We start from the raw sequence: 22,374 nt of genomic DNA, 5'->3' as shown, positions 1-22,374 counted from the left end.
AGGGCGAATTGTATCTATATTTTTCTACATATCGCCTTACGATCTTGCAGACACAATATAAACAGTAAAATTTGCGAACTCGAACTCTACGGATACTCCCTTCATAATGGCCGAGCCTCTTTTTTATGGCATAGGTATCAGTATGTTAGCGGTTTGCCCTGCCTTGAGAAGCAGCGGGCACACCGTCTTCCACTTCATCGCAGATAGTCTGGCTTTACCCGTCGGATAATCGGCGCGGCTTGGGCGATTACTGGCAGGCGCAGCCAGTATGTCCAGCGCCTCGTGGGCTGGTGTATCAGTTGTGCGGCTACTGGCTGCCAGCAAAACAAAATCAAAAGGCTCTCAAGAGCTGTTGTTGAAGGAATTTCATTCATGGCAAAACGTGTTGCCGTCGTAGGGCTCTCGTTCCGGTTTCCGCAAACGGATACCGAGCGATATTGGAATGACCTGATGGCCGGACGCGATCTGGTCACCCAAGTCGACGCCAGCCGTTGGCAGCAAGACGCCTATCTGCACCCTGCCAAAGACCACCCCGGCACTGCCTATACCTTCTCTGCTGGATCCTTGGGGGATATTTCCGGTTTCGACGCACATTTTTTTGGCATCTCGCCGCGCGAAGCTTCTCTGATGGACCCGCAGCAGCGCATGCTGCTGGAATTGTGCTGGGAAGCCATCGAAAACGCCGGCATAGCGCCCTCGCGCATGCGCGGCAGCGACTGCGGCGTCTATATCGGCATCGCCAGCGCCGACTATTCCTATCGCCTGTCTGACGATATGGGCGCTGTCGACGCCTCGATGGCGACGGGCAATACGTCCAGTATCGCGGCCAACCGCCTGTCTTACCTGTTCGATCTGCACGGCCCGAGCATGGCCGTGGACACGGCGTGCTCGTCGGCACTGGTCGCTGTGCACCAGGCCTGCCGCGCCATCATGACGGGCGAAACCACGCAGGCCATCGCAGGCGGCATCAGCTTGCACTTGCACCCCTATGGCTTCATCACGTTTTCCAAAGCCTCGATGCTGTCGCCCGAAGGGCGCTGCAAGGTTTTCGACGCCGCGGGTGACGGCTACGTCCGTTCCGAGGGTGGCGGCCTGTTGCTGCTGAAAGACTACGACCAGGCAGTCGCCGACCGCAATCACATCCTGGCCGTCATCGCGGGCAGCGCCGTCAACACCGACGGCCGCAAATCCGGCCTGACCGTACCCAACGCCAATGCACAGATTTCGCTGATGCAGCAGGTGTACGAACGCGCCGGAATCGACATCACCGACATCGATTACCTGGAGGCCCACGGTACCGGCACCGCCGTCGGCGATCCTATCGAGACACGTGCCATCGGCGCGGCACTGGGCCAACCCCGCGGCGCGGGCAAGCCCCTGACCATCGGCTCGGTCAAGAGCAACCTGGGTCACCTGGAGGCGGCCTCTGGCGTCGCCGGCCTGGTCAAGGCCATCTACAGCCTGCAACACCGCGTCGTGCCCGCCACCATCGGCATCAAGACGTTGAACCCGGCCATCGAGTTCGACAGCTGGAATATCTCCGTTGCCACCGAGAACTATGCCCTGCCCGCCAGCGGCACGCTGACCATCGGCGTCAACTCGTTCGGGTTTGGCGGCGCAAACGCCCACGTCATTCTGCAAAGCGCCCCCGAAGCCGACAACGATCCCGCCGACAAGCTGGCCAACACCGCAGCGGTGCCCGTGATCGTGTCCGGCAAAACGCCGGAGGCACTGAAGGCCGCCGCCCGTGACTTGGCGGGCGTCCTGCAAAGTCAGCCCGGACGCGCCCTGTACGACGTCGCCTACCACGCCGCCATGCGCCGCGAATGGCACGCCGAACGCGCCGTCGTCTACGGCACCGACAGCGAACAAGTCGCACAGGCCCTGACCCAATTCGCCGATGGCGACGCTCCCCGCTACAGCGTGGCGTCCGGCAGCGCCGTGCCCGACGCACAAGGCGCGGTATTCGTCTATTCGGGGAACGGCTCACAGTGGGACGGCATGGGCCGCCAATTGCTGGCCGATCCGGTTTTTGCCGAAGCTGTCCACGAAATCGATACGTTGTTTGCTCCCCTGTCCGGTTATCGCCTGGGCGACGAACTCGCACGCACCGACAGCGCCAACCAATACGCACGCACCGAAGTCGCGCAACCGGCCTTGTTCGCGATTCAGGTGGGCATCACCCGCATGCTCGCGCAGCGCGGCATCTTGCCAACCGGCGTTATCGGCCACAGCGTCGGCGAAGTCGCCGCCGCCTGGGCATGCGGCGCGTTGACCCTGGCCGACGCAGTTCAGGTCATATTCCATCGCAGCCGCCTGCAAGGCAGCACCAAGGGCCATGGCTGCATGACTGCCGTCGGGATAGACGGCGGCGCTGCCCTCGCCCTGTTGACCGAACTGCAGCTCACGAACGCCGTGTGCGTCGCCGGCTACAACAGTGTGCGCGGCGCCACCCTGGCGGGCGACCCAGCCGCGCTGGGCACCGTAGAGGCTGTCCTGGCCGAACGCCAGATCTTCTACAAGCGCCTGGATCTGGACTATGCCTTTCACAGTGCTGCCATGGACCCCATCCAGGCAGACCTGCAACAAGCCCTGGCCGGCCTGGCACCCAAGGCAGGCCACACGCCGTTCTATTCGTCAGTAGACGGCAAACTGCTGGACGGCAAAAAACTCGGCGCAGACTATTGGTGGCGCAACGTCCGTGAACCGGTACGTTTTCACCAGGCCATCGACGCTCTGGTCGAGCGAGGCGACAACGTCTACATCGAAGTCGGCCCGCATCCGGTGCTGCGCTCGTACGTCAACGACGCCCTGAACAGCATCGAACGCAAGGGCCGTGTCCTGTTGACCGCCAGCCGCGGCAACGACGATCCCGCCCGCATTCATGACACCGCTGGCCAGGCCATCCTGAGCGGCGCGCAAATCGACTGGCAAGACCTGTTCCCCTGGGAAGGCCGCCACGTCATCATGCCCGCCTACCCCTGGCAACGCGAGCGCTATTGGCACCCGACCAGCGCCGACTCGCTGGGCCAGTTGCAGCGCGCCAAGGTCCACCCCCTGCTGGGATACCCGCTCAGCCAGCACGAAGGCATCTGGGAAAACCAGCTCGATACCAAGCTATATCCCTGGCTGGCCGACCACATCGTGGGCGACGCTACCGTATTTCCTGGCAGCGGATTCGCCGAGATCGCCTTGGCCGCGGCACAGCAATGGCAGCCGGCCCAATGGCTGGAAATCGAAGAGCTCGAGATCCGCGCCCCGCTGCTATTGGCCGCCTCACCGTCCAAACGCACCCGCGTGACGGTCGATACCTCTGACGGCGGCATGCGGATTCAAGCCAAAGACGTAGGCAGCCCCGAGCCATGGACCCTGCACGCCTCGGCCCGCATTCTGCGCGAGGCCAGCGACGCCCTGATTACAGGCGCCCCTGTGCGAGCACTCGAGCGTCCCTACGACTTCACGACCGACAGTCATGCCTTGCTGACTCGCGCGGTGGGCCTGGATTACGGTGATGCGTTCCGTGCCGTCCATCATGGCTGGAAAGAATCCGACGATACCGTGCTGGCTGTCCTGCAGCCTGCGGCGGTCCTGCAAGACCAGTTACCACGCAGCCTGTTGCATCCGGCGCTGCTGGACTGCACGTTCCAGCTGATCATCCAACTGTTGCGCGACGACCCCGCCATGGGTCAAGGCGTCGCCTTCGTGCCCGCAAAGATCGGGCGACTGGCCGTGCGCTCAGAGACCGATGTGCCGCATTTCGTGCGCGCACGCCTGTTGCGCCGTGCACCGCATTCGCTGACGGCCGAATTCGACATTTACAACGCCGCGGGCGAACAAATCGCCGCTGTGCGCGAAGCCCGCTTCAAGAGCATCCGTCTGTCCAAAACGGCTGGCGACACGCTGGACTTTGTCGACGACGCAGGCGTGCCTCGCCCACATGCCCTGGATCCGCGCAGCCGAATCAGTGCGCTGGATGCCGACGCGGCTTCGGAGGCCTGGGCTGCCCTGGCCGCCAGCGCCGCGCAGGACCAGACGCATATACGTTACGCCCACGAAATCGAGCCCTTGCTGGACAGCCTGTGCGACCATTTCTTTGTCCGGGCGCTGACCTCGTTGGCGCCTAACGGCCACCATCTGTACAACGACGCTGTCGAGCGCTGCCGCCAAGCGTCGCCCGATGCCGCTGCCTTGCTGGACCACTTGTTGGCGCGCGCCACCGACACAGGCCTGTTGGAACGCTCGCCCTCGGGCTGGGGCATCCCTGTCCAGGAAGACAACGCGCCCGATGTCATCGACATCTGGAACAGCCTGCTGCGCGAATATCCCGACTATGCGCACATCGTGCATGCCGTCGGCCGCGTTGGCCTGCATCTGGGCCGACTCCTGCAGGGCCAGGTCACATTGGATAGTGTCTGCCCTGCTGACGCCTCCCCCAGCGCGCTGACGCACCAGATCCTGGGCACCGAGGCTCGCGAGCGCATCGGTGCCAGCTTGCAAACCCTGCTGACGCAGGCACAAAACCAATTGCCTGCCGGTACACGGTTGAACGTACTGGAAATCAGCGCCTACGCACCGGCCTTTGCGGTGCATTGCTGCACAGCGCTGGATTTCGATCTGGCCGACTACCGCTACGTTTCCACGCAGCAATCCGCCATCGAACACGCGCAGCGCCTGCTCGATGCGTATCCCGATGCCTCGTGCGGCCTCATCGACGGCTCCTCGCAACCCGATGAATCCGGATACTACGACCTGATCGTCCTGCATGCCGACACCACCAGCCCCGACGACGCTTTGCGCTCGCTGGAGTATGCCCGAGTGCATCTGAAGACCGGCGGCACCTTGCTGCTGCTCGGCCATCATCCCGTCGCGTGGCTGGATTTCGTGGCTGGTGCGCAAGCCACCTGGTGGACTCCGGCCGACGCCGACGGACTGCGTGCCTCATGCCAGTATCCTGCCCGCCTGTGGCAGGACATGCTGACACAACAAGGCTATACCTGCGGCCCGGTCCTGGAGTTCGTTCCCGAGTCGTTGTCGGGCCCCTATCTGCTGAGCGCGGTCGCCACCGCGGCGTCTGCCACCGTACAGCCTGTGGTCCCTGCTCCGGCTGCCGCAACGCAAGCGGCTTCACAGCCCGAACAGCCGGGCTGGCTGCTGCTCGCGGGATCTCAAGACACCAACATGGCGTTGGCCCGGGCCATCACCACGGCCCTGAACGCAGCAGGCCATCGCACACTGATCCAACGCGACGTCGATTGCGCCAATCTGGATGTACTGCTGGCTCAAGCCGCCAGCCAGTTGGGCGCCATTCATGGCGTCATCCACCTGGACGGTCTGATTCCGAGTGCGGCCAGCCACACCACCGAACTGCAGACGCAAGTCCGCCGTTGCGCCCTGGCCGCCTCCGCCGCTCAGACGCTCGAACGCAGCAATAGCAAAGCCACCCTCTGGCTCATCACTGCAGGCGCTGCGCAGCATCTGGCCGCGCCCGATGCCCTGTCCGCCGGCCTGAACGATACGCCGCTGTGGGGCTTTGGCCGCACGATGATGAACGAGGCCGCCAACTACGGCGTGCGCCTGCTGGATCTGCCCCATGCCGAGCCCACCGACGTATTGATCAACGCCCTGGTGCGCGAGCTGTGCCACCCTGACGCCGAACAAGAGGCGGCGCTGACGGCCAATGGCGAGCGCTACGCGCCCCGCCTGCACGGCCTGCCGCGTCCGTCCAACGCTGCTGCAGAGGATCACACGGCAGACCAGATCAGCCTGGGCTTTGAATTCCCGGGGCAGCTGCGCAATCTGCGCTGGCAAGCCGGTCCGGCGGCCGAACTGGCCGAGGATCAACTGGAAATCGACGTCCACGCCACCGGCCTGAATTTCCGCGACGTGATGTACGCCCTGGGCCTGCTGTCGGACGAAGCCATCGAAAACGGCTTTGCCGGCCCCACGCTGGGCCTGGAATTCGCAGGCACCGTGCGGCGCGTCGGCCCGCAGGCCGAAGGCGACTACCAGCCCGGTGACTCGGTCGTGGGCTTTGGCCCGGCCAGCTTCTCCAACCGCGTCTTTACCAAAGCCAGCGCCATCGCCCACATCCCCGAAGGCATCTCCTTCGAGGCAGCGGCGACGATCCCCAGCACCTTCTTTACCGTCTACTACGCGCTGCACCACCTGGCTCAGCTCGAAGAAGGCGAAAAAGTCCTGATCCATGGCGCGGCAGGCGGCGTCGGCATTGCCGCCATCCAGTTTGCACAAGCCCGCGGCGCCGAGATCTATGCCACCGCAGGCTCTGAAGAAAAACGCGACTTCCTGCGCCTGATGGGCGTGCAGCACATCTACGACTCGCGTTCGCTGGCCTATGCCGACGACATCCTGGCCGACACCCAAGGCCAAGGCGTAGACGTGGTCCTGAACTCCCTGGCCGGCGAAGCCGTCAACCGCAACCTGCGTGTCCTGAAACCCTTTGGCCGGTTCCTCGAACTGGGCAAACGCGATTTCTACGAAAACACCCGCATCGGCCTGCGCCCGTTCCGCAACAACATCAGCTACTTTGGCATCGATGCCGACCAACTGATGCACGAGCGCCCCGCCCTGACCCGCCGCTTGTTCGGCGAAATGATGGCGCTCTTTGCCCAGGGCGTGCTGCATCCCTTGCCCTATCAGGAATTCGACGCCAACGACATCGTCGATGCCTTCCGGTATATGCAGCAGGCGCGCCAGATCGGCAAAATCGTCATCACCTATCGCAACGGCATCCGTCACACGCACGCCGCCGCCGCGACCGCCGATGCCGCCACACTGACACTGCCCGAGCAGGCCACCTACCTGGTCACCGGTGGCCTCAGCGGCTTTGGCCTGCGCACCGCTCAATGGCTGGCCGACAAAGGCGCCCGCCATCTGGCGCTGGTCAGCCGCAGCGGCCCTGCGTCCGAGACGGCACAAGAGGCCATCGCCGAGCTGCAAGCCCGCGGCGTCACCGTCCACGCCGCGCCCTGCGACGTCACCGATGCACAGGCCGTCAACGACCTGGTCACGCATATCCAAAGCGCCATGCCGCCGTTAAAAGGCATCGTGCACGCCGCCATGGTCATCGACGACGGCCTGATCCGCAACGCCACTGCCGAACAGATCCAGCGTGTGCTCGCCCCCAAAGTCCTGGGCGGACAGCATCTGGACGCCGCCACGCAAGACCTGGCGCTGGATTTCTTTGTCATGTTCTCGTCCGGCACCACGCTGTTCGGCAACCCCGGCCAAGCCAACTACGTTGCTGCCAACATGTGGCTGGAGGGCCTGGCCCGCCAGCGCCGCGCCCAAGGCCGTCCGGCCACCTGCGTACGCTGGGGCGCGATCGACGACGTCGGCTACCTGGCGCGCAACAAGAAAATCAAGGACGCCCTGCAAAGCCGCATGGGTGGCGCAGCGCTGGCCTCTGACGCAGCCCTGCACGCCCTCGAAGACATGCTGCTGGCCAACGCCAGCGGCCTGGGCGTGCTGGAACTGGACTGGCGCGCCCTGCGCCGTTTCCTGCCCAGCGCCAACACACCTAAATTCAGCGTCCTGGCCCGACGCAGCAGCGACAGCGGCGACGACGACGGCGACGCCCGCGATATCTCGCATCTATTGGCGACCATGGACGATGCAGCCTTGCATCCCGTATTCGTCGAGATGCTCAAGACCGAAGTCAGCGAAATCCTGCGTGTATCTGCCGACAAGATCAATCCCGACGTCTCGGTCTACGACATGGGTCTCGATTCCCTCATGGGCGTCGAGCTGGTCGTCGCCCTGGAAAACCGGTTTGGCATCCGTCTGCCGGTCATGGCGCTCAACGAAAGCCCCACCTTGTCCAAGCTGGCTGACCGCTTGATCCAACTGCTGCGCGGCGAGGGCGACCATGCCGAACAGGACACGGTATTGGCCCAAGTCGAGCAAGTTGTCTCACAACACACCGACGAAGTCCCGGCCGAAGCCATGGCCAAATTCGCCGATGAACTAAAATCAGGGAACATCAACAGCAAACGCATGATCCACTGACCGTGAGCCTCACTAAAAAAGGCCTGCCCGGCCTCTCAGCCAGCATCAAAGACAAGCTGATCCAGCAAGCCCTGGAACGCAAGCTGCGCCAAGCCGGGCAAGAGCCGCCGTCGCGGACGCTATTCCAATCGTCCGCGCGCAAAAATGCCATTCCCGAAGAGTTCTATCGATTCGATCTGCATCCGGGATACCGTCAGCTGCAAATCATGAACGAAGGCGCCGCCCGCATGGGCGTGCGCAGCCCATTTTTCAAGCTGCACGAAGGCACCGCCGGTGCCGACACCCAGATTGGCGGCAAGTCCTACATCAACTACGCCAGCTACAACTATCTGGGCATGTCCGGCGACCCTGTGGTCCAGGCCGCCGCACGCCAGGCCATGGAGCGCTATGGCACTTCCGTATCCGCCAGCCGGCTAGTGTCGGGCGAACGCCCCATCCATCGCGAGCTCGAGCGCGCCCTCGCCAATATCTACGAAGTCGACGAGGCCATCGCATTCGTCAGCGGCCATGCGACCAACGTATCCACCATCGGCTACCTGTTCGGCCCGCGCGACCTGATCCTGCACGACGAGTTCATCCACAACAGCATCCTGCAGGGTGCACAGCTATCCGGCGCCCGCCGCCTGTCCTTTCCCCATAACGACTGGGCGGCCCTGGACGACATTCTGACCGAGCAACGCCACCAATTCGAACGCGTCCTCATTGTGCTCGAAGGCATCTACAGCATGGATGGCGACTACCCCGACCTGCCCCGCTTCGTCGAGATCAAACGCCGCCACAAAGCCTTCTTGATGGTGGACGAGGCGCATTCGCTCGGTGTCATGGGCAAACGCGGCTATGGCATTCGCGAGCATTTTGGCCTGGCCGGTAAAGACGTAGACATCTGGATGGGCACGCTCAGCAAAACGCTGGCGGGCTGCGGAGGATACATTGCCGGTGAACATGCTCTGATCGAGCACCTGAAGTTCCTGGCGCCGGGCTTTCTATACAGCGTGGGCATGCCCCCCAGCGTCGCCGCCGCGTCGCTGGCCGCGTTGCGCCGCATGCAGGACCTGCCAGAACGCGTTGCCACAATGCAGGCACGTGGCCGTTATTTCCTGGAAACCGCACAGGCCGCCGGCATCGACACCGGCAGCAGTACGGGTTATGCGGTCGTGCCTGCCATCACCGCCAGTTCATTAAAAGCCGCGCGCCTGTCGGCCTCGTTGTTCGAACAAGGCATCAACGTACAGCCCATCCTGTACCCAGCCGTGCCGGAAAAATCCGCGCGATTGCGGTTCTTTATTTCGTGCCTGCATACCGAAGCACAACTCACGCGTACAGTTGCGGCATTGAGTGCGTTGTTGCAAAACGGGCATTAACGTCGAACTGCCAGCCTCGCAGTCGGACCACCCTATCCTGCTGCGTCTCAAATAATCCGGCGCTCAGCAACCAAGAACGCCGTGATGTCCCCCAGAAATGTTTTCGCATGGGCCATAGTGGTCTGCCCTGCAGATGAGGCAAAAGCATCCTGCAGTGTTTGTTCGTCCTTGAACCACAACTCGACAATGCCATCGATCGGCAACGCGTCATGATCGCACGGCGTGCCTTTGTCGCGCTCTCGCGCTATCACCACATTCTGGCGATAGCCACTCACGCCGGGCATTTTTTTCACGAGTTCACCATGAATACGCCACTCGCGTTTAAAGTCCTCTTCGCTCAACGTCGGCAGCCGGCGCAGGAGAGAGATACGTTTCAGGTTTCTTGCGCGCTCATGATCGGTCAACGGAATCACGACAGACTGCTGCGCCGTAACGATATGCAGATCCCCTAGGAAATGGTGTTCATCCCTGACCAGATCCTCTGCTATAGCACTGTTGCCAAACGCGAACGCTGATTGTTGTACGTCATCAAACCAGAGTTGCGAGAAACCATCAAAGTCCCATGGTCCCCGCTCAAAATCAATGCCTCGCTGCTCGCGGTCTACCACCAGGTTCTGCCAATATTCACGCAGACCGGGCGCGCGTGCCGCAAGTGCTCCGTGACTATCGCGCCAATAGGCGTCAAACGCGTCAAAAGCCCAATCCGTTTTCTTGCGAATTAATCCAATCCTGACATTCATCGCGACTCCTAGCTTTATTCAACGAGCAAAAATAACCTCTGCCGTCTGCTCAAGAAGGCTGGCAACAGTAATTTCGCAAACGATCACCTCATGTTTCGGCCGCTCGCGCACGAGCCAGCCCTGGTGCACGTTTGGCCAGCCAAACGCCATGCCTGACTGGCCAACGCTCATAACGAGGATCTACGCCTAGCGTCAATGCCGCGTGGTGCGCCCAGTACGGATCGAATAGTGCCTCGCGTCCCAGTGCGATCAGATCAGCCCTGCCTTCAGCAAGTATGGCTTCGGCCTGATCTGCATCAACGATCATGCCGACGGCCTGCGTTATCACGTTGGCCTCGTTGCGAATTCGCTCTGAAAACGGCACTTGAAATCCCAAGCCACGAGGCACAGGCAGCGCACGCGTCTCTTCTGTCAAGCCGCCCGACGAACAGTCAATCACATCGACGCCGCAGGCTGCGAGCTCTCGAGATAACGCAATCGAATCGTCCAAGCTCCAACCGTCCACACTGCCATCAACGGCCGACAGCCGGCAGAAAAGAGGTTTGTTTGGCGGCCATACCGTGCGGACGGCACGAGCAATCTCGAGTGCCAGCCGCATCCGCCTTGCCAGATCTCCGCCCCATTCGTCATCTCGATGATTCGAATGCGGTGATAAAAAACTTGCGACCAGATAGCCATGGCCAAAATGCAACTCCACCACATCAAAACCTGCCTGGTCCGCGCGTACAGCAGCCTCGACAAACTGCTGTATTACCCCGGCGATCCCGTCTGCAGTGAGCACCTGCGGAGCCGACCATCCCGGCCCGGCCGCCAGTGCGCTTGGTCCGAGCCGCTCCCATGGCTCGGCATCCCCAGCCAGGCGGGATTCCGATAACGCGGCACCGCCCTCCCATAACGGCTCGCTGCCCGCCTTTCGACCAGCGTGCGCCAACTGGACCCCTATGGCCGCACCATTCGCGTGGACAAATTCAACCACGGACTTCAGCGGCGCGATCTGGCTGTCTCTCCACAGCCCCAGATCGGCCGTCCCAATGCGCCCACGAGGGTCGACCGCCGTACTCTCAGTCAAAATCAAACCGGCGCCGCCCAACGCGAACTTTCCCAAGTGCACCAAATGCCAAGGTGTCGCGTGGCCTGCCTCCGCCGCATGTTGGCACATAGGCGAAATCACCACTCGATTCTTCAACTCCAGAGAGCGAAGCTTGATCGGTTGAAAAAGCAGAGGTTCAGTAGAAGTCAAAACTCAAGCTCCTGGATCAAAAGACCATACATTGCGGCACCTTCGTGCACATCAATTCGTCAATGCGTACCGAGATACGCCGCTTTGACTTTCGGATCGTTCAGCAGCTCTCGCCCCGTGCCCTCTAACGTAATGCAGCCGGTTTCCAGCACGTAGGCGCGATCGGCCACACCCAGCGCCTGCTTGGCCATTTGCTCGACCAACAAAATGGTCAACCCCGATTCACGCAACTGACGAATCGCATTAAAGATGTCCTTAATAATCAACGGGGCCAAACCGAGCGAGGGTTCATCCAGCAACAACAACCGAGGCTCACTCATTAACGCGCGAGAAATCGCCAGCATCTGCTGTTCGCCGCCAGACATCGTTCCAGCAAGCTGATCCTGACGTTCGCGCAGGCGCGGGAATCGTTTGAACTCCCGTTCGATAGCCGCCTCCACCGCAGCGGGATCCTTGCGCCGGCAATACCCGCCGAGGGTCAAGTTCTCGCGTACGGTCTGATCCGCAAATATCCCGCGCCCCTCTGGAGACATTGCCACGCCCAGCGACACGCGTTCATGAGCCTTTACGGTTGTCACATCAGCTCCGTTAAATTTGATACTGCCTTCGGCGACAGGCTCCAGGCCGCAAATACTCTTCAGCAACGTGCTCTTGCCCGCGCCGTTTGCGCCGATGATCGTCACCACCTCTCCCGCACGGACCTCCAGGCACACACCTTTGACGGCCTGGATCGCACCATAGGCGATCTTGACTGAATCGAGTTTCAACATATTTAGGCCTCCCAGGCTAAGCGGTAGCAGTTGCGCCCTCGGGCTCGTCGACACCCAGGTAAGCCTCCACCACGCGAGGGTTACTCTGCACTTCCGAGGGCTTGCCCTCGGCGATCTTGACCCCGTAGTCCAGCACAATCACATGATCAGAGATCGACATGACCAGATCCATGTGATGCTCGACCATCAGAATGCTCACGCCGCATTTCCCGACACGCACCAGCAATTGCCCTAGCTCGGCAGTCTCCTGCGGGTTCAAACCTGCAGCCGGCTCATCCAGCAACAGCAGTTGTGGCTCAGTCGCCAATGCTCGCGCGAGCTCCACTCTACGCTGCAACCCATATGGCAAACTGCCGGCCGGTTGATGCGCCAAATGCGACAATCCCACCAGATCCAGCAACTGCAGCGCCCGGTCACGTGTGGCGACTTCTTGCTTCCTGGCATTTGGCAGCATCAACATAGATGCGAAAAAGCCGTTCGTCATCCTGCTATGCCGGCCGAGCATGACGTTATCCAGCACAGAAAGCTCTGCGAACAATCGCAGGTTCTGGAACGTCCGCCCCATGCCCATGCAGCAGATCGAATACACCGGACGTCCCGAAATTTCCTGGCCAAGAAACCGAATGGAGCCTTCACTAGGAGGGATCAAGCCCGTGAGCATATTAATCATGGTGCTCTTGCCCGCGCCATTTGGCCCGATCAAGGCGTGGATATGCCCGCGCTGCAACTGAAACGACACATTCTGTGCGGGCTTCACTCCCCCAAAGTGCTTAGTAACACCTTGCGCGATCAGTAGTTCGCCCTCTCCTTTGGGACCGATTCGCGTCGACTCACTACCGGCGCTGCCGGTCTGCAGTGCCTGTGCCGGCCGGCGAAACCACTTCGCAAATAATCCCGTTACGCCTCCCGGCATCACATAGAGCGCAAAGAGCAACAAGAAGCCGTACAGAAAATGCTGTACCGAAGGCCAACGTGCCAGGAGAGCATCAATCAACGTCAAAATGACTGCACCCACCAAGGGCCCATATTGCGACCCCGCGCCACCAAACAGGACCAACAACAGGATAAAAATCGATAAGTGGAATGTGATGAAGTCAGAATTAATGTATTGATTCTGCTGCGCGACCAGCGCTCCCGCGATCCCGCAGGTGACCGCTGCCACCACAAATGCGATCACCTTGGCGCGATAGACCCGTACTCCTACCGACGAGGACGCGATCTCATCAGCCTGCAACGACAGAAACGCACGGCCAAAACGGCCTCGCAGCAGATTACGCAACAACAAGTGCGTAACAGCACAGAGAACAATTCCAAATCCCACCCACTGCTGCGACGTCAAGGGCTCATCATCCCACGTCAGCGGTCTGATGCCGTAAATGCCCGTGGCTCCGCCAAATACTTCGGTCCATTCGCCGACGATTTTCTCAACCACAATACCGAAAGCCAAGGTCACCATTGCGAGATAGGGACCCTTGACTCTCAACGATGGCAAGGCAATCAAAACGCCACACAAGCCTGAAATACCTGCAGCGATCACCAGCGCGAGCCAAGGGTTGACCTCAGTCCCCGTGGTGATCAGCGCCACAGCATAGGCGCCGGCGGCGAACAGCCCTGCCTGGCCGAGAGATTTTTGCCCCGCGTACCCTACCAACACATTCATGCCAGCAGCGCAGAGATAGTAGACACACATCATGAAAACAATGCGCAGGTAGTAATCGTTGCCGACGAATGACATCGCACCAGCCAAGATCGCTGCGGCCAGCACGACTAGCGGGAAATGTAGGCGGTCTTTCATACCTTCTCCACCATTTTCTTTCCGAACAAGCCCGTTGGGCGTACGGCCAGAACCAGAATCACCAAGACGAACACGGCAACCTCGCGCCATTGCGCCTGCCATAGATTCACCAGTGATTCGAGAACGCCCAGTACAAACCCGCCGATGACGCAACCTCGAGGATTACTGAGCCCGCCGATCATGGCTCCGGAGAAACCCTTCAACCCCACCGTCAGCCCCATAAAAATAGAGGCTTGGGCAATCGGGGCCAATAAGAATCCCGACAGCCCTGCCAGTGCGGAACTCACTACAAATGCGCCAATCATGACTGTATTAGTATTTATGCCCATCAGGCTGGCGATGCTGCCATTAGCCGCCACTGCGCGCATGGCCTTGCCCACCATCGTGCGGTTCATGACAAAATCGAATCCGATCATGACCACGACGGCCACCCCCAACATCAAGAGCTCTTGCGGGCGAACACCGATGCCGAACACTCGGATAACAGCATCGCCGACAGGCGCGGGGACCACAACCGGTTTTGGCCCCCATATGGCCAAGCCAACGCTTTGCAAAATCACCCCAAAGCCCAGCGTACTCATCACCCAGGCCATACCTGGGCGCCCCGCGAATGGACGAACGCCAATCGAGTAAAGCACCCATCCCAATATCCCCATGACCCCTAGCGCCGCGGCAAGCGCCAACAGTTGGGCTCCCGTCCCCGGCAATGCTTGCCCGAACGAAGTCGACGTTACCGGCAAGCCAAGCGCCAGGAAGAGCACGCTCATGCCGATGAATGCCCCCGCAGAAACAAACTCACCGTGCGAGAAATTCAAGGTCTTAGTCGTCGTAAAGGTGATACTGAACCCCAGTGCGACCAACGCGTAGGCACCGCCCACGGCCAGGCCACTGAGAATCGCCTGCAAAAGCGCCTCTGCCATCATTGCCTCCGAGATGCTTTACCTGGCCGCCGTCAGCATCCCAGGTCAAAGCCATGCGTCATTCTTTATTTCTTGATATCCGCGTCACCCAGCGAACCGATCACCGCATCCGTGTAGGGCATGAGTTTGCCGTCTTTCCAGCGGATCCAGACAAAATCTTTGGCACGCAATGCTTCGTGATCCGTCTTGCTGAACGGCTTGTCATAAGTCTTGAGCAAACCTTGCACGGGAGTCGTCAGGTCCTCAAGCGCCGCACGAATGGCCGGGCCGTCGATGCTGCCAGCCTGCTTTGCAGCGGCAGCATAGAGCATGGTCGAGTCGTAACCATGCAGTGCGAACGAAAAAGAGCCAGGCGCTTTCAGTTTGGAACCAATACGATCAAACAGCTTTTGCTGCGCAGGGGTAAACGTATCGGAAACCGTGCGCATGAAAATTGGCTTTTCGGCCAATGTCTTTCCGGCCGCATCATAGAACGTGATGTTGTCGGCCGCCCAAGACGACAGCACCAATGGAAAATAGTTGATTTTTTCCATGCTGCGAACCAACTGCGCGATCGGTGTGCCTTGTGCCCAGACCACAATCGTGTCCACACCGGCCGACTTCATCTTGTTCAGTTGAGACGTCATATCCGTATCGGCAACGCCGAACCGCTCTGTCTCGGCAATGTCGATACCCTGCAGCTTGGCGATTTCCTGCATATCCTTCAAGCCGCCTTGACCATAACCCGTGGTCTCGGCCATCAAGCCGATGACCTTTGAAGCCTCGGCATTTTTCTTCACATAGCCCATCAATGCCGCAACCTGTTCTCGATCTTGCATCGAGACACGAAACATATAGTTATCGGCGCCAGGGCGCATCGGCTTGGTGATGTCAGAACCCGATGCCACGTTGCCGATGACCGGGATCTTCTTTTGATTGGCGATGTGCTTCCACGCCATCGCATTGCCGGAATTCGTAGGGCCGAAGACCACGGCGACCTTTTCGTTATCGATCAGCTCGCTCATATTCTGGATTGACTTCGGCGGCGAAGAGACGTCGTCACGGGTAATCAACACCAGCTTCTTGCCCAACACACCACCTGCGGCATTGATATCCTCGATCGCAGCAGCCATACCCAATACGGCCGCCTGGCCACTCTGCGCAGAGGGGGAAGCGGACAAGTCGCCGTTATATCCCAGCTTGATGTCTTGTGCGCCCGCCGAGGCGGCAACGGCAAGACTAGTGATCAGAATCGCCTGCTTGAAGAGCTTGGGAATGCTCATAGATGTCTCCTCGTATTTTTTGTTGAACTCGACGCATTCAATATGTGGAACTACCACTGGGCGACCCAGAAATCAGGCCGCCAGGAAACCGCCATCGACAGGCAGCGTCACGCCTGTCACATAGCTGGCCATATCCGATGCCAGAAACACCACGGGTCCTGCCAGTTCCTCAGGCTGGCCGACACGGGCCATGGGGGTGCGCAGCATGAATTTTTCGAGCCGCTCAGGCGCCTGTCGCGTGTATGACGTCATCGGTGTCTCGATCACACCCGGCGCGATCGCGTTGACACGGATTCCGTCCTTTGCCAGCTCCACGGCCAGGGCCTGTGTCATCAGCTTGACCGCGCCTTTGGACGGCGAATAGCCAACCACATTGGGAATGCCGGCGCTCGATGCGATCGAACCCACATTGATGATCACGCCTTTGGTCGCCTTGAGCGCGCCCAGCCAGGCCTGCGTGGGGAGGAAACTCCCCATCACATTCACCTTCAGTGTGCGTTCGAGGTTTGACGCCACTTCAGGACTGTCTAATCCCTCACGGATGATGATGCCTGCATTGTTGACCAAAATATCGATAGGACCTATGTCAACCGCCACCGTCTGCGCCAATGCCAGGCAAGCCTCGCGCGATGTCACGTCTAATTGATAGGCCACTGCGCTCACGCCAATTTCGGTGGCAACGGCCTTGGCATTGGTCTCATTCAGGTCTGTCACGATCACGCGAGCCCCAGCCTTTGCCAAGCCCTTGGCGATGGCCTTGCCATTACCCTGCCCCGCTCCCGTCACCAGTGCAATTCGTCCACGCAAAATCTGCGGTGCCATGCATTCAGAAATGTTCATTCTTCGGTCCTTTCCATTCAATGCTCAGGCAGATACACGCTGCGGTTCAGCGATCTGCAAATCGGCTTGCCTGGTCAAAGTCTGGCCTGCGACATAGCCAAAGGTGACTGCCGGCCCGAGCGTAATACCCGCGCCCGGATAATTGCCACCCATGACGCTGGCTGCATCATTGCCCACGGCATAAAGACCTCTGACTACTTGGCCATCCTTCGTCAACACCTGGCAAGAAGCATTCGTCGCGAGACCGGCGAATGTACCGATTTCGCCGACCACAACCTTGATCGCATAGAAAGGTCCCTTGCGAATCGGCGCCATGCAAGGATTGGGCTGGACCAGTGAGTCGCCTTGGTAACGGTTGTAGGCGGTGCTGCCTTTGGCGAATTGCGTATCGACACCCGACGAAGCATCCCGATTGAATGTTTCGACCTCCTCTTGCAAGGCAGTGACAGGCACGCCAATGACTTGGGCCAGCTCCTGAAGGCTGCTTCCCCGCTTCAAATAACCGTTTTTCAGGTGTTTGCCGATAGGCAAGGGAAACGGAGCTACCGCCCCCAATCCGTACTCCCGCAAATGCTCATGATCACAAATAAGCCAGCAGGCCACCTCGGCATCGTCCTTGCACGCTTTCACGAGCTCTTGAACGAAATCGTGATACGACAGCGCCTCGTTGGTAAACCGCTTCCCCTTTGCCGTCACCGCAATGACACCGGGCTTTGCCCGGTCTATGAAATGGGGCATGACCCCTTGAGAACCGTCCTTGCGCCTTGTCACGGAGGTCGGGCACCATGCCGCCGCATTCGGAATACTGGGATCCACCCATCCTCCGACCGACTCGCCCAAACGCAACCCATCACCCGTATTCAACGCAGGCGAAGGCGTGAAATGTTCCTGGCCGGTAGGTGCATGGGGAAACAGTTGCTTGCGACGCTCGATATCGTGGGGGAATCCCCCGCACGCCAACACCACGCCTCGGCGCACGCGAATATCGATCGGCTTGCCCTCACGCATGACCGATGCGCCGACGACCGCATTGCCTTCGACGATCAGGCGGCTGGCGGGACAACTCAGCCACACTGGAATATTCAGGTCCATGCCCGCTTTAAAAAGCCGGCCTGCCAACGCATTACCGTTGGTCAGCGTCATCCCGCGTCCATACTTCATCACATCCACGAGGTGACCGCCGAAGCGCTTGACCACATACCAGAACGATTCGAACGACTTGAACGCGCGCAGGAAATGCCAGAGCTCCTTGCCAGAGCCGAGCATCATCCCGAATACCGTCAACTCCGGAACAGGAGGCGCTAATTGCGCGACTCGCGCTCCCAGCTCCCTGGCGTCAAAAGGCCGAGTCACCATCGAACGTCCGCCAGGCTGACCACCTGGCGCTTCGGCATGATAGTCAGGGAACACCGGCGGCATATCAAACTGCACGCAGGTCTTCTCCGTAAAAAAATCGATGGCTTTAGGCCCGTTTTCGATAAAGGCATCTACCCGCGCGCTATCGAAATGCGTCGTTGCCTCATGCTGCAAATAGGCTCGAGCCGCGCCAGGAGGTTCGTTGATTCCCTGCTCCTTGGCGAGCTTGGTCCCAGGGATCCACAGCCACCCTCCTGATCGAGCAGTTGTGCCCCCAAAAAGCGGAGCCTTGTCGATGACCAACACGTTCAGCCCTTGATATGCGGCTGTCACGGCTGCCGACATGCCCGACGCTCCCGTGCCGATCACCAGAACGTCGTACTCCGTCTCCTGCTCACTCATGCCCACGCTCCTTTGTAATTTCTCGTCTCGCTGTGACGTTAGTATATGGATAACGTTTTATTTATTATCTAATGATTTACCCTAATATTATTCGATCGATATTGATTAATTTCATAGGACGTTGGCTAATAGCGAAGTTGCTAGAATCTGCCGACCAGGAGACCCCTATGAAGGCACCCCATGAAGACAACAACGACACGAACTTGGAAAAAGAACGCCGCGGCATTCAATCCATAGAAACGGGTGGCCAATTACTGCTGGCACTGGGAACACAAGGCCGTCCAATGCCGCTGCGCGAGCTCGCCAAAGCTGCCAACATGGCGCCGGGCAAGGCACACCCCTACTTAGTGAGCTTTTCCAAACTGGGGCTGGTGACGCAGGAGGCTTCTACGGGCTTTTACTGGCTCGGCCCCACCGCCATGCAACTCGGCTTGGTGACACTGCGTATGCTCAATCCCGTGCGTGAAGCAACGCCCTTCGCAGAGGCCCTGGCCAGAGACACAGGACACAGCGTCGCGTTGTCCGTCTGGGGCAATCATGGCCCGACGGTGGTGTTCCTGTTTGACGCCATCTATCCTCTGCACACGAATATCCGTACAGGAACGGTCATGTCCCTGGCTGGCACGGCCACGGGCCGGGTGTTCGCGGCCTATTTGCCAGCCAAGCTGATAGAGGAATCTCTCCTCGAAGACGCCCGGCGTCTCGGGCCGGACATTGCCAAACCAACCGATCCCGACGAACTGCACGACATGATGAAAGACGTACGCAAATATGGCGTATCTCGTGCGGTCAACAACCCCACGCCAGGTGTCTGTTCGTTTGCCGCACCCGTATTCGACTATTCCGGTAACATCGTCCTGGGAATCACCCTCATGGGACGATCCCAGTCCTTTAACCCGGATTGGAACGGACCGCAGGCAAAGGCCGTGCGCGCATGTAGCCTGGAAGTCTCAAAACGACTAGGCAGTCAGACTCGCTAGATATGACTTTGACAGAGGCAGTTCAGCTGATATGCGGGCACTGAATTTCATCGCGCACCACAAACATTTAATAATGCAACAGCAGCAAATCAGCCTACCCTCTGAATCAACTGCGAATCCAACAACGCCTCGCGCGCCATGTCTGCGATGCTTTCCGATATACGTATGTCGCCGATGAGCGGGAACGACGCATAAATAGCCAGCGGCGGCACTGGCCGGTCAACCGTCAGGATATCGATACTGTCATCGGCCAACTCGCGCTCCAGAATGGCGCGCGGCAAGATCGCCACTGCCGTGCCAGACACGACCAGGCGCACCATGACTGCCAATGAATTGCACGAATTAACTCGTGGAGGCGAAACGCGTGCGCCAGCGAACCACGACATATTCAGCGCATGCAACGCAGACGGCGCCGGCACCGTCAGCACAGGCATGCGCGCAATATCGGCCGCTGTCAGGGGCGCAGTCTGTTTGACCTTTCCCTTTGCACCGACCCAGCACATTTCAGAATCACCCAACAACACGTCGCGAATATGCGGATGAGCGCCAGGATCGGTGGAAATGGCGAAATCCAATCCCCCCGCACACAATCTGCCGCGCAAAATAGAGCCGACGTCTACGCTTAGTTCCACTTGCAACGAGGGATAGCGTTCGCTGAGGCCGGCAAGAAACGCCCCTAATCCAGATAGCGCAGCGGACTCATTAGTGCCCAATCGCAGCAGACCGCGCATCGGCACCACATCCTCGGTCAACACATCGTCGGCGAGCTTGAGCAACTGCGTCGCCTTGTTCAGAAACGATGCGCCTTTAGGCGTCAGAGCCGCGCCCTTTGCGTCGCGCTCGAAAAGCCGGTAGCCCACTACGCCTTCGAGTTCGTGGATGCGCGTAGACACCGTCGGCTGCGTCAAATGCAGATGCCGGGAGGCCGCATGGAAACTTTTTAGCCGGGCAACCCAGTAAAAAGTCTCTATCTGGGTAAGGGATATCACCATGATAGAAATTGACCGCAGCCCCTTTAGGAATTTTGATTACCCTCACCCCTGACATGCCATATAGGATGGGAGTGGCAGTGACATAAAAGTGTACCAAAGCGGTCACAACACAGATCCGGGGAAAGGAACGGCATGATTCCAAAGCGTATCGGTATTCTCATTCCATCGACCAACACATCCGTCGAAGCCGATTTTCAGCGGCTGCTATCTGACGCGGTGACCGTGCACAGCGAACGCTTGTACATTCCTGATGGCACGATGACTGAGGCGTCGTTAGACCTGATGAATCGGGATCTGCAGGAAAAAGCCGCGCTGCTGGCCACCGCAAAGATAGACGTCATTGCCTACGCTTGCACCTCGGGCAGCTTTTACCGCGGAGCAGATTGGGACGAACAGGTCAGGAGCACCATCGAGCAGCGCACCGGCATTCCGTGCGTGACCACCAGTACCGCGGTATCAAAAGCGTTCCAGTCATTGAACGTGCGCGCCATCTCCGTCATGACCCCCTATCCCGACTGGACGAACCGAAAACTCGCCGAGTACTACACCGCACAAGGCATGGACGTCAAAGGCGTGCACGGTGATGTACGGGCTGCCGCAAACGGCCATCGGGCCATCAATGATCAGGACCCTGCAGAAATCGCGCAGTTTGCCCTCGAACATTTCGACGGCAGCGCACAGGCGCTGTTCTGCTCGTGTACCGCCTGGCGCTCGCTGGAGTGCGTACAGACGCTGGAGGCCTCGTTGAACGTGCCAGTCGTCACGTCAAACCAGGCCACGATATGGGCATCTTTACATGCCATCGACAGCCTCGAACAGGCAACGCCGACCGGCCGTTTATTCTCGGAGGACCTCGCCCAATGACATCCATCGATACGCAAACTCAACTACCGCCATGGGCCGCCACACCAGCGGGTGTTCGCGCGCAAGCGCGCCAGGGCTTGTTCAACGGCAACACCAGCGGCATGGCGCCGGGCTATGGCCAAGGCAATCTGGTGATCCTGCCCAGAAGCTGGGCCGAGGATTTCTATGGTTACTGCCAGGCCAACCCCACGCCCTGCCCCTTGATCGGGATGACCCAACCCGGTGATCCTGCAGTGCCCATGCTAGGCACTGACATCGACCTCAGAACCGATCTGCCACGCTACCGCGTCTGGCGCGATGGACAGCTCGTGGATGAAGTCGATGACGTTTCCCGCCTCTGGCAGGACGATTTCGTAGGCTTTGTGTTGGGATGCTCCTTGTCGTTCGAATATGCTCTCGAACAAGCAGGCCTGCGCGTCAGGCATGTGGACGAAGGAAAAATCGTCCCGATGTATCACAGCTCGATTCAGACCAAACGCGTCGGCGCATTTCATGGACCGATGGTGGTATCGATGCGGCCCTATACGCCTGAACAGGCCCGAATCGCTTACGAAGTCTGTGCTCGCCTGCCCGGCGCACACGGCGCGCCCATCCATATGGGCAACCCCGCCGAGATCGGCATCGCCGATGTCCATCACCCCGACGAAGGCGAGCCCACCGACATCCTGCCTGGCGAAGTCCCCGTATTCTGGGGCTGTGGTGTCACGCCACAGGCTGCGGCACTCCTCGCCAAACCCCCGATCCTGATTACTCACGCCCCAGGCCACATGCTGATCGGCGATGTCCCGGTCGAACAATTGCGTTTGATCTAGATTGCATAAGAGCCA

At 59.7% G+C, this 22,374-nt stretch carries 14 protein-coding genes; 5 read left to right on the top strand and 9 right to left on the bottom strand.

Features of this window, described 5'->3' with window-relative positions; genetic code table 11:
- The first annotated feature begins 372 nt into the window (after nucleotides 1-372).
- A complete protein-coding gene (locus ACYVI2_RS22765) occupies nucleotides 373-8,025 on the top strand; it encodes an SDR family NAD(P)-dependent oxidoreductase (protein WP_415821154.1) in 7,653 nt (2,550 codons plus the stop codon).
- 2 nt (nucleotides 8,026-8,027) lie between these two features.
- The gene (locus tag ACYVI2_RS22760; RefSeq protein ID WP_415821155.1) at nucleotides 8,028-9,386 is read left to right on the top strand and encodes an aminotransferase class I/II-fold pyridoxal phosphate-dependent enzyme; all 1,359 of its coding nucleotides are present in this window, start codon (nucleotides 8,028-8,030) and stop codon (nucleotides 9,384-9,386) included.
- Between the two features lie 47 nt (nucleotides 9,387-9,433).
- On the opposite strand, the gene ACYVI2_RS22755 is transcribed toward ACYVI2_RS22760, so the two are convergent.
- The 8 genes from ACYVI2_RS22755 to ACYVI2_RS22720 form a co-directional block, all read right to left on the bottom strand.
- Entirely contained in the window at nucleotides 9,434-10,126 is a 693-nt protein-coding gene (locus ACYVI2_RS22755; RefSeq protein ID WP_415821156.1) for an EthD domain-containing protein, read from the bottom strand.
- A gap of 88 nt (nucleotides 10,127-10,214) precedes the next feature.
- The gene (locus ACYVI2_RS22750; protein ID WP_415821157.1) at nucleotides 10,215-11,366 is read right to left on the bottom strand and encodes an NADH:flavin oxidoreductase/NADH oxidase; all 1,152 of its coding nucleotides are present in this window, start codon (nucleotides 11,364-11,366) and stop codon (nucleotides 10,215-10,217) included.
- 59 nt (nucleotides 11,367-11,425) lie between these two features.
- Nucleotides 11,426-12,136 (bottom strand): ABC transporter ATP-binding protein, encoded by a 711-nt coding sequence (locus ACYVI2_RS22745; protein WP_415821158.1) that lies wholly within the window; start codon nucleotides 12,134-12,136, stop codon nucleotides 11,426-11,428.
- Nucleotides 12,137-12,152: 16 nt separating this feature from the next.
- A complete protein-coding gene (locus ACYVI2_RS22740; RefSeq protein WP_415821159.1) occupies nucleotides 12,153-13,931 on the bottom strand; it encodes a branched-chain amino acid ABC transporter ATP-binding protein/permease in 1,779 nt (592 codons plus the stop codon).
- Nucleotides 13,928-14,851, bottom strand: coding sequence for a branched-chain amino acid ABC transporter permease (locus ACYVI2_RS22735; RefSeq protein WP_415821160.1), 924 nt, complete (start codon nucleotides 14,849-14,851; stop codon nucleotides 13,928-13,930). Before ACYVI2_RS22735 ends, ACYVI2_RS22740 begins: the two co-directional genes overlap by 4 nt.
- Before the next feature lie 65 nt (nucleotides 14,852-14,916).
- Complete coding sequence (locus ACYVI2_RS22730) at nucleotides 14,917-16,113, bottom strand: ABC transporter substrate-binding protein (RefSeq protein ID WP_415821161.1); 1,197 nt, start codon at nucleotides 16,111-16,113, stop codon at nucleotides 14,917-14,919.
- A 72-nt stretch (nucleotides 16,114-16,185) separates the two neighbouring features.
- On the bottom strand, nucleotides 16,186-16,953 hold the full coding sequence (locus ACYVI2_RS22725; protein ID WP_415821162.1) for an SDR family NAD(P)-dependent oxidoreductase: 768 nt from the start codon (nucleotides 16,951-16,953) through the stop codon (nucleotides 16,186-16,188).
- 24 nt (nucleotides 16,954-16,977) lie between these two features.
- Entirely contained in the window at nucleotides 16,978-18,711 is a 1,734-nt protein-coding gene (locus tag ACYVI2_RS22720; RefSeq protein WP_415821163.1) for an FAD-dependent oxidoreductase, read from the bottom strand.
- 167 nt (nucleotides 18,712-18,878) lie between these two features.
- Between ACYVI2_RS22720 and ACYVI2_RS22715 the strand changes: the two genes are divergently transcribed.
- Nucleotides 18,879-19,691 carry an IclR family transcriptional regulator gene (locus ACYVI2_RS22715; protein WP_415821164.1) on the top strand — a complete coding sequence of 271 codons (813 nt, stop codon included), beginning with the start codon at nucleotides 18,879-18,881 and terminating at the stop codon, nucleotides 19,689-19,691.
- Between the two features lie 89 nt (nucleotides 19,692-19,780).
- On the opposite strand, the gene ACYVI2_RS22710 is transcribed toward ACYVI2_RS22715, so the two are convergent.
- Complete coding sequence (locus ACYVI2_RS22710) at nucleotides 19,781-20,683, bottom strand: LysR family transcriptional regulator (RefSeq protein ID WP_415821165.1); 903 nt, start codon at nucleotides 20,681-20,683, stop codon at nucleotides 19,781-19,783.
- A 132-nt stretch (nucleotides 20,684-20,815) separates the two neighbouring features.
- On the opposite strand from ACYVI2_RS22710, the gene ACYVI2_RS22705 reads away from it, so the two are divergent.
- On the top strand, nucleotides 20,816-21,547 hold the full coding sequence (locus tag ACYVI2_RS22705) for a maleate cis-trans isomerase family protein (protein ID WP_415821166.1): 732 nt from the start codon (nucleotides 20,816-20,818) through the stop codon (nucleotides 21,545-21,547).
- The gene (locus ACYVI2_RS22700) at nucleotides 21,544-22,359 is read left to right on the top strand and encodes a putative hydro-lyase (RefSeq protein WP_415821167.1); all 816 of its coding nucleotides are present in this window, start codon (nucleotides 21,544-21,546) and stop codon (nucleotides 22,357-22,359) included. The genes ACYVI2_RS22705 and ACYVI2_RS22700 overlap by 4 nt, the downstream gene beginning before the upstream one ends.
- Nucleotides 22,360-22,374 lie beyond the last annotated feature (15 nt).

The sequence above is a fragment of the Bordetella tumbae genome, assembly GCF_054780995.1.
The sequence above is the reverse complement of the archived record's forward strand: the minus strand, read 5'-3'. Positions and strand labels throughout refer to the sequence as shown.

Coding starts and splice junctions, on each gene's coding strand:
- ACYVI2_RS22755 (WP_415821156.1), bottom strand. CDS start 10,126: ATGAATGTCAGGATTGGATTAATTCGCAAGAAAACGGATTGGGCTTTT.
- ACYVI2_RS22765 (WP_415821154.1), top strand. CDS start 373: ATGGCAAAACGTGTTGCCGTCGTAGGGCTCTCGTTCCGGTTTCCGCAA.
- ACYVI2_RS22745 (WP_415821158.1), bottom strand. CDS start 12,136: ATGTTGAAACTCGATTCAGTCAAGATCGCCTATGGTGCGATCCAGGCC.
- ACYVI2_RS22740 (WP_415821159.1), bottom strand. CDS start 13,931: ATGAAAGACCGCCTACATTTCCCGCTAGTCGTGCTGGCCGCAGCGATC.
- ACYVI2_RS22725 (WP_415821162.1), bottom strand. CDS start 16,953: ATGAACATTTCTGAATGCATGGCACCGCAGATTTTGCGTGGACGAATT.
- ACYVI2_RS22730 (WP_415821161.1), bottom strand. CDS start 16,113: ATGAGCATTCCCAAGCTCTTCAAGCAGGCGATTCTGATCACTAGTCTT.
- ACYVI2_RS22700 (WP_415821167.1), top strand. CDS start 21,544: ATGACATCCATCGATACGCAAACTCAACTACCGCCATGGGCCGCCACA.
- ACYVI2_RS22735 (WP_415821160.1), bottom strand. CDS start 14,851: ATGGCAGAGGCGCTTTTGCAGGCGATTCTCAGTGGCCTGGCCGTGGGC.
- ACYVI2_RS22710 (WP_415821165.1), bottom strand. CDS start 20,683: ATGGTGATATCCCTTACCCAGATAGAGACTTTTTACTGGGTTGCCCGG.
- ACYVI2_RS22715 (WP_415821164.1), top strand. CDS start 18,879: ATGAAGGCACCCCATGAAGACAACAACGACACGAACTTGGAAAAAGAA.
- ACYVI2_RS22720 (WP_415821163.1), bottom strand. CDS start 18,711: ATGAGTGAGCAGGAGACGGAGTACGACGTTCTGGTGATCGGCACGGGA.
- ACYVI2_RS22705 (WP_415821166.1), top strand. CDS start 20,816: ATGATTCCAAAGCGTATCGGTATTCTCATTCCATCGACCAACACATCC.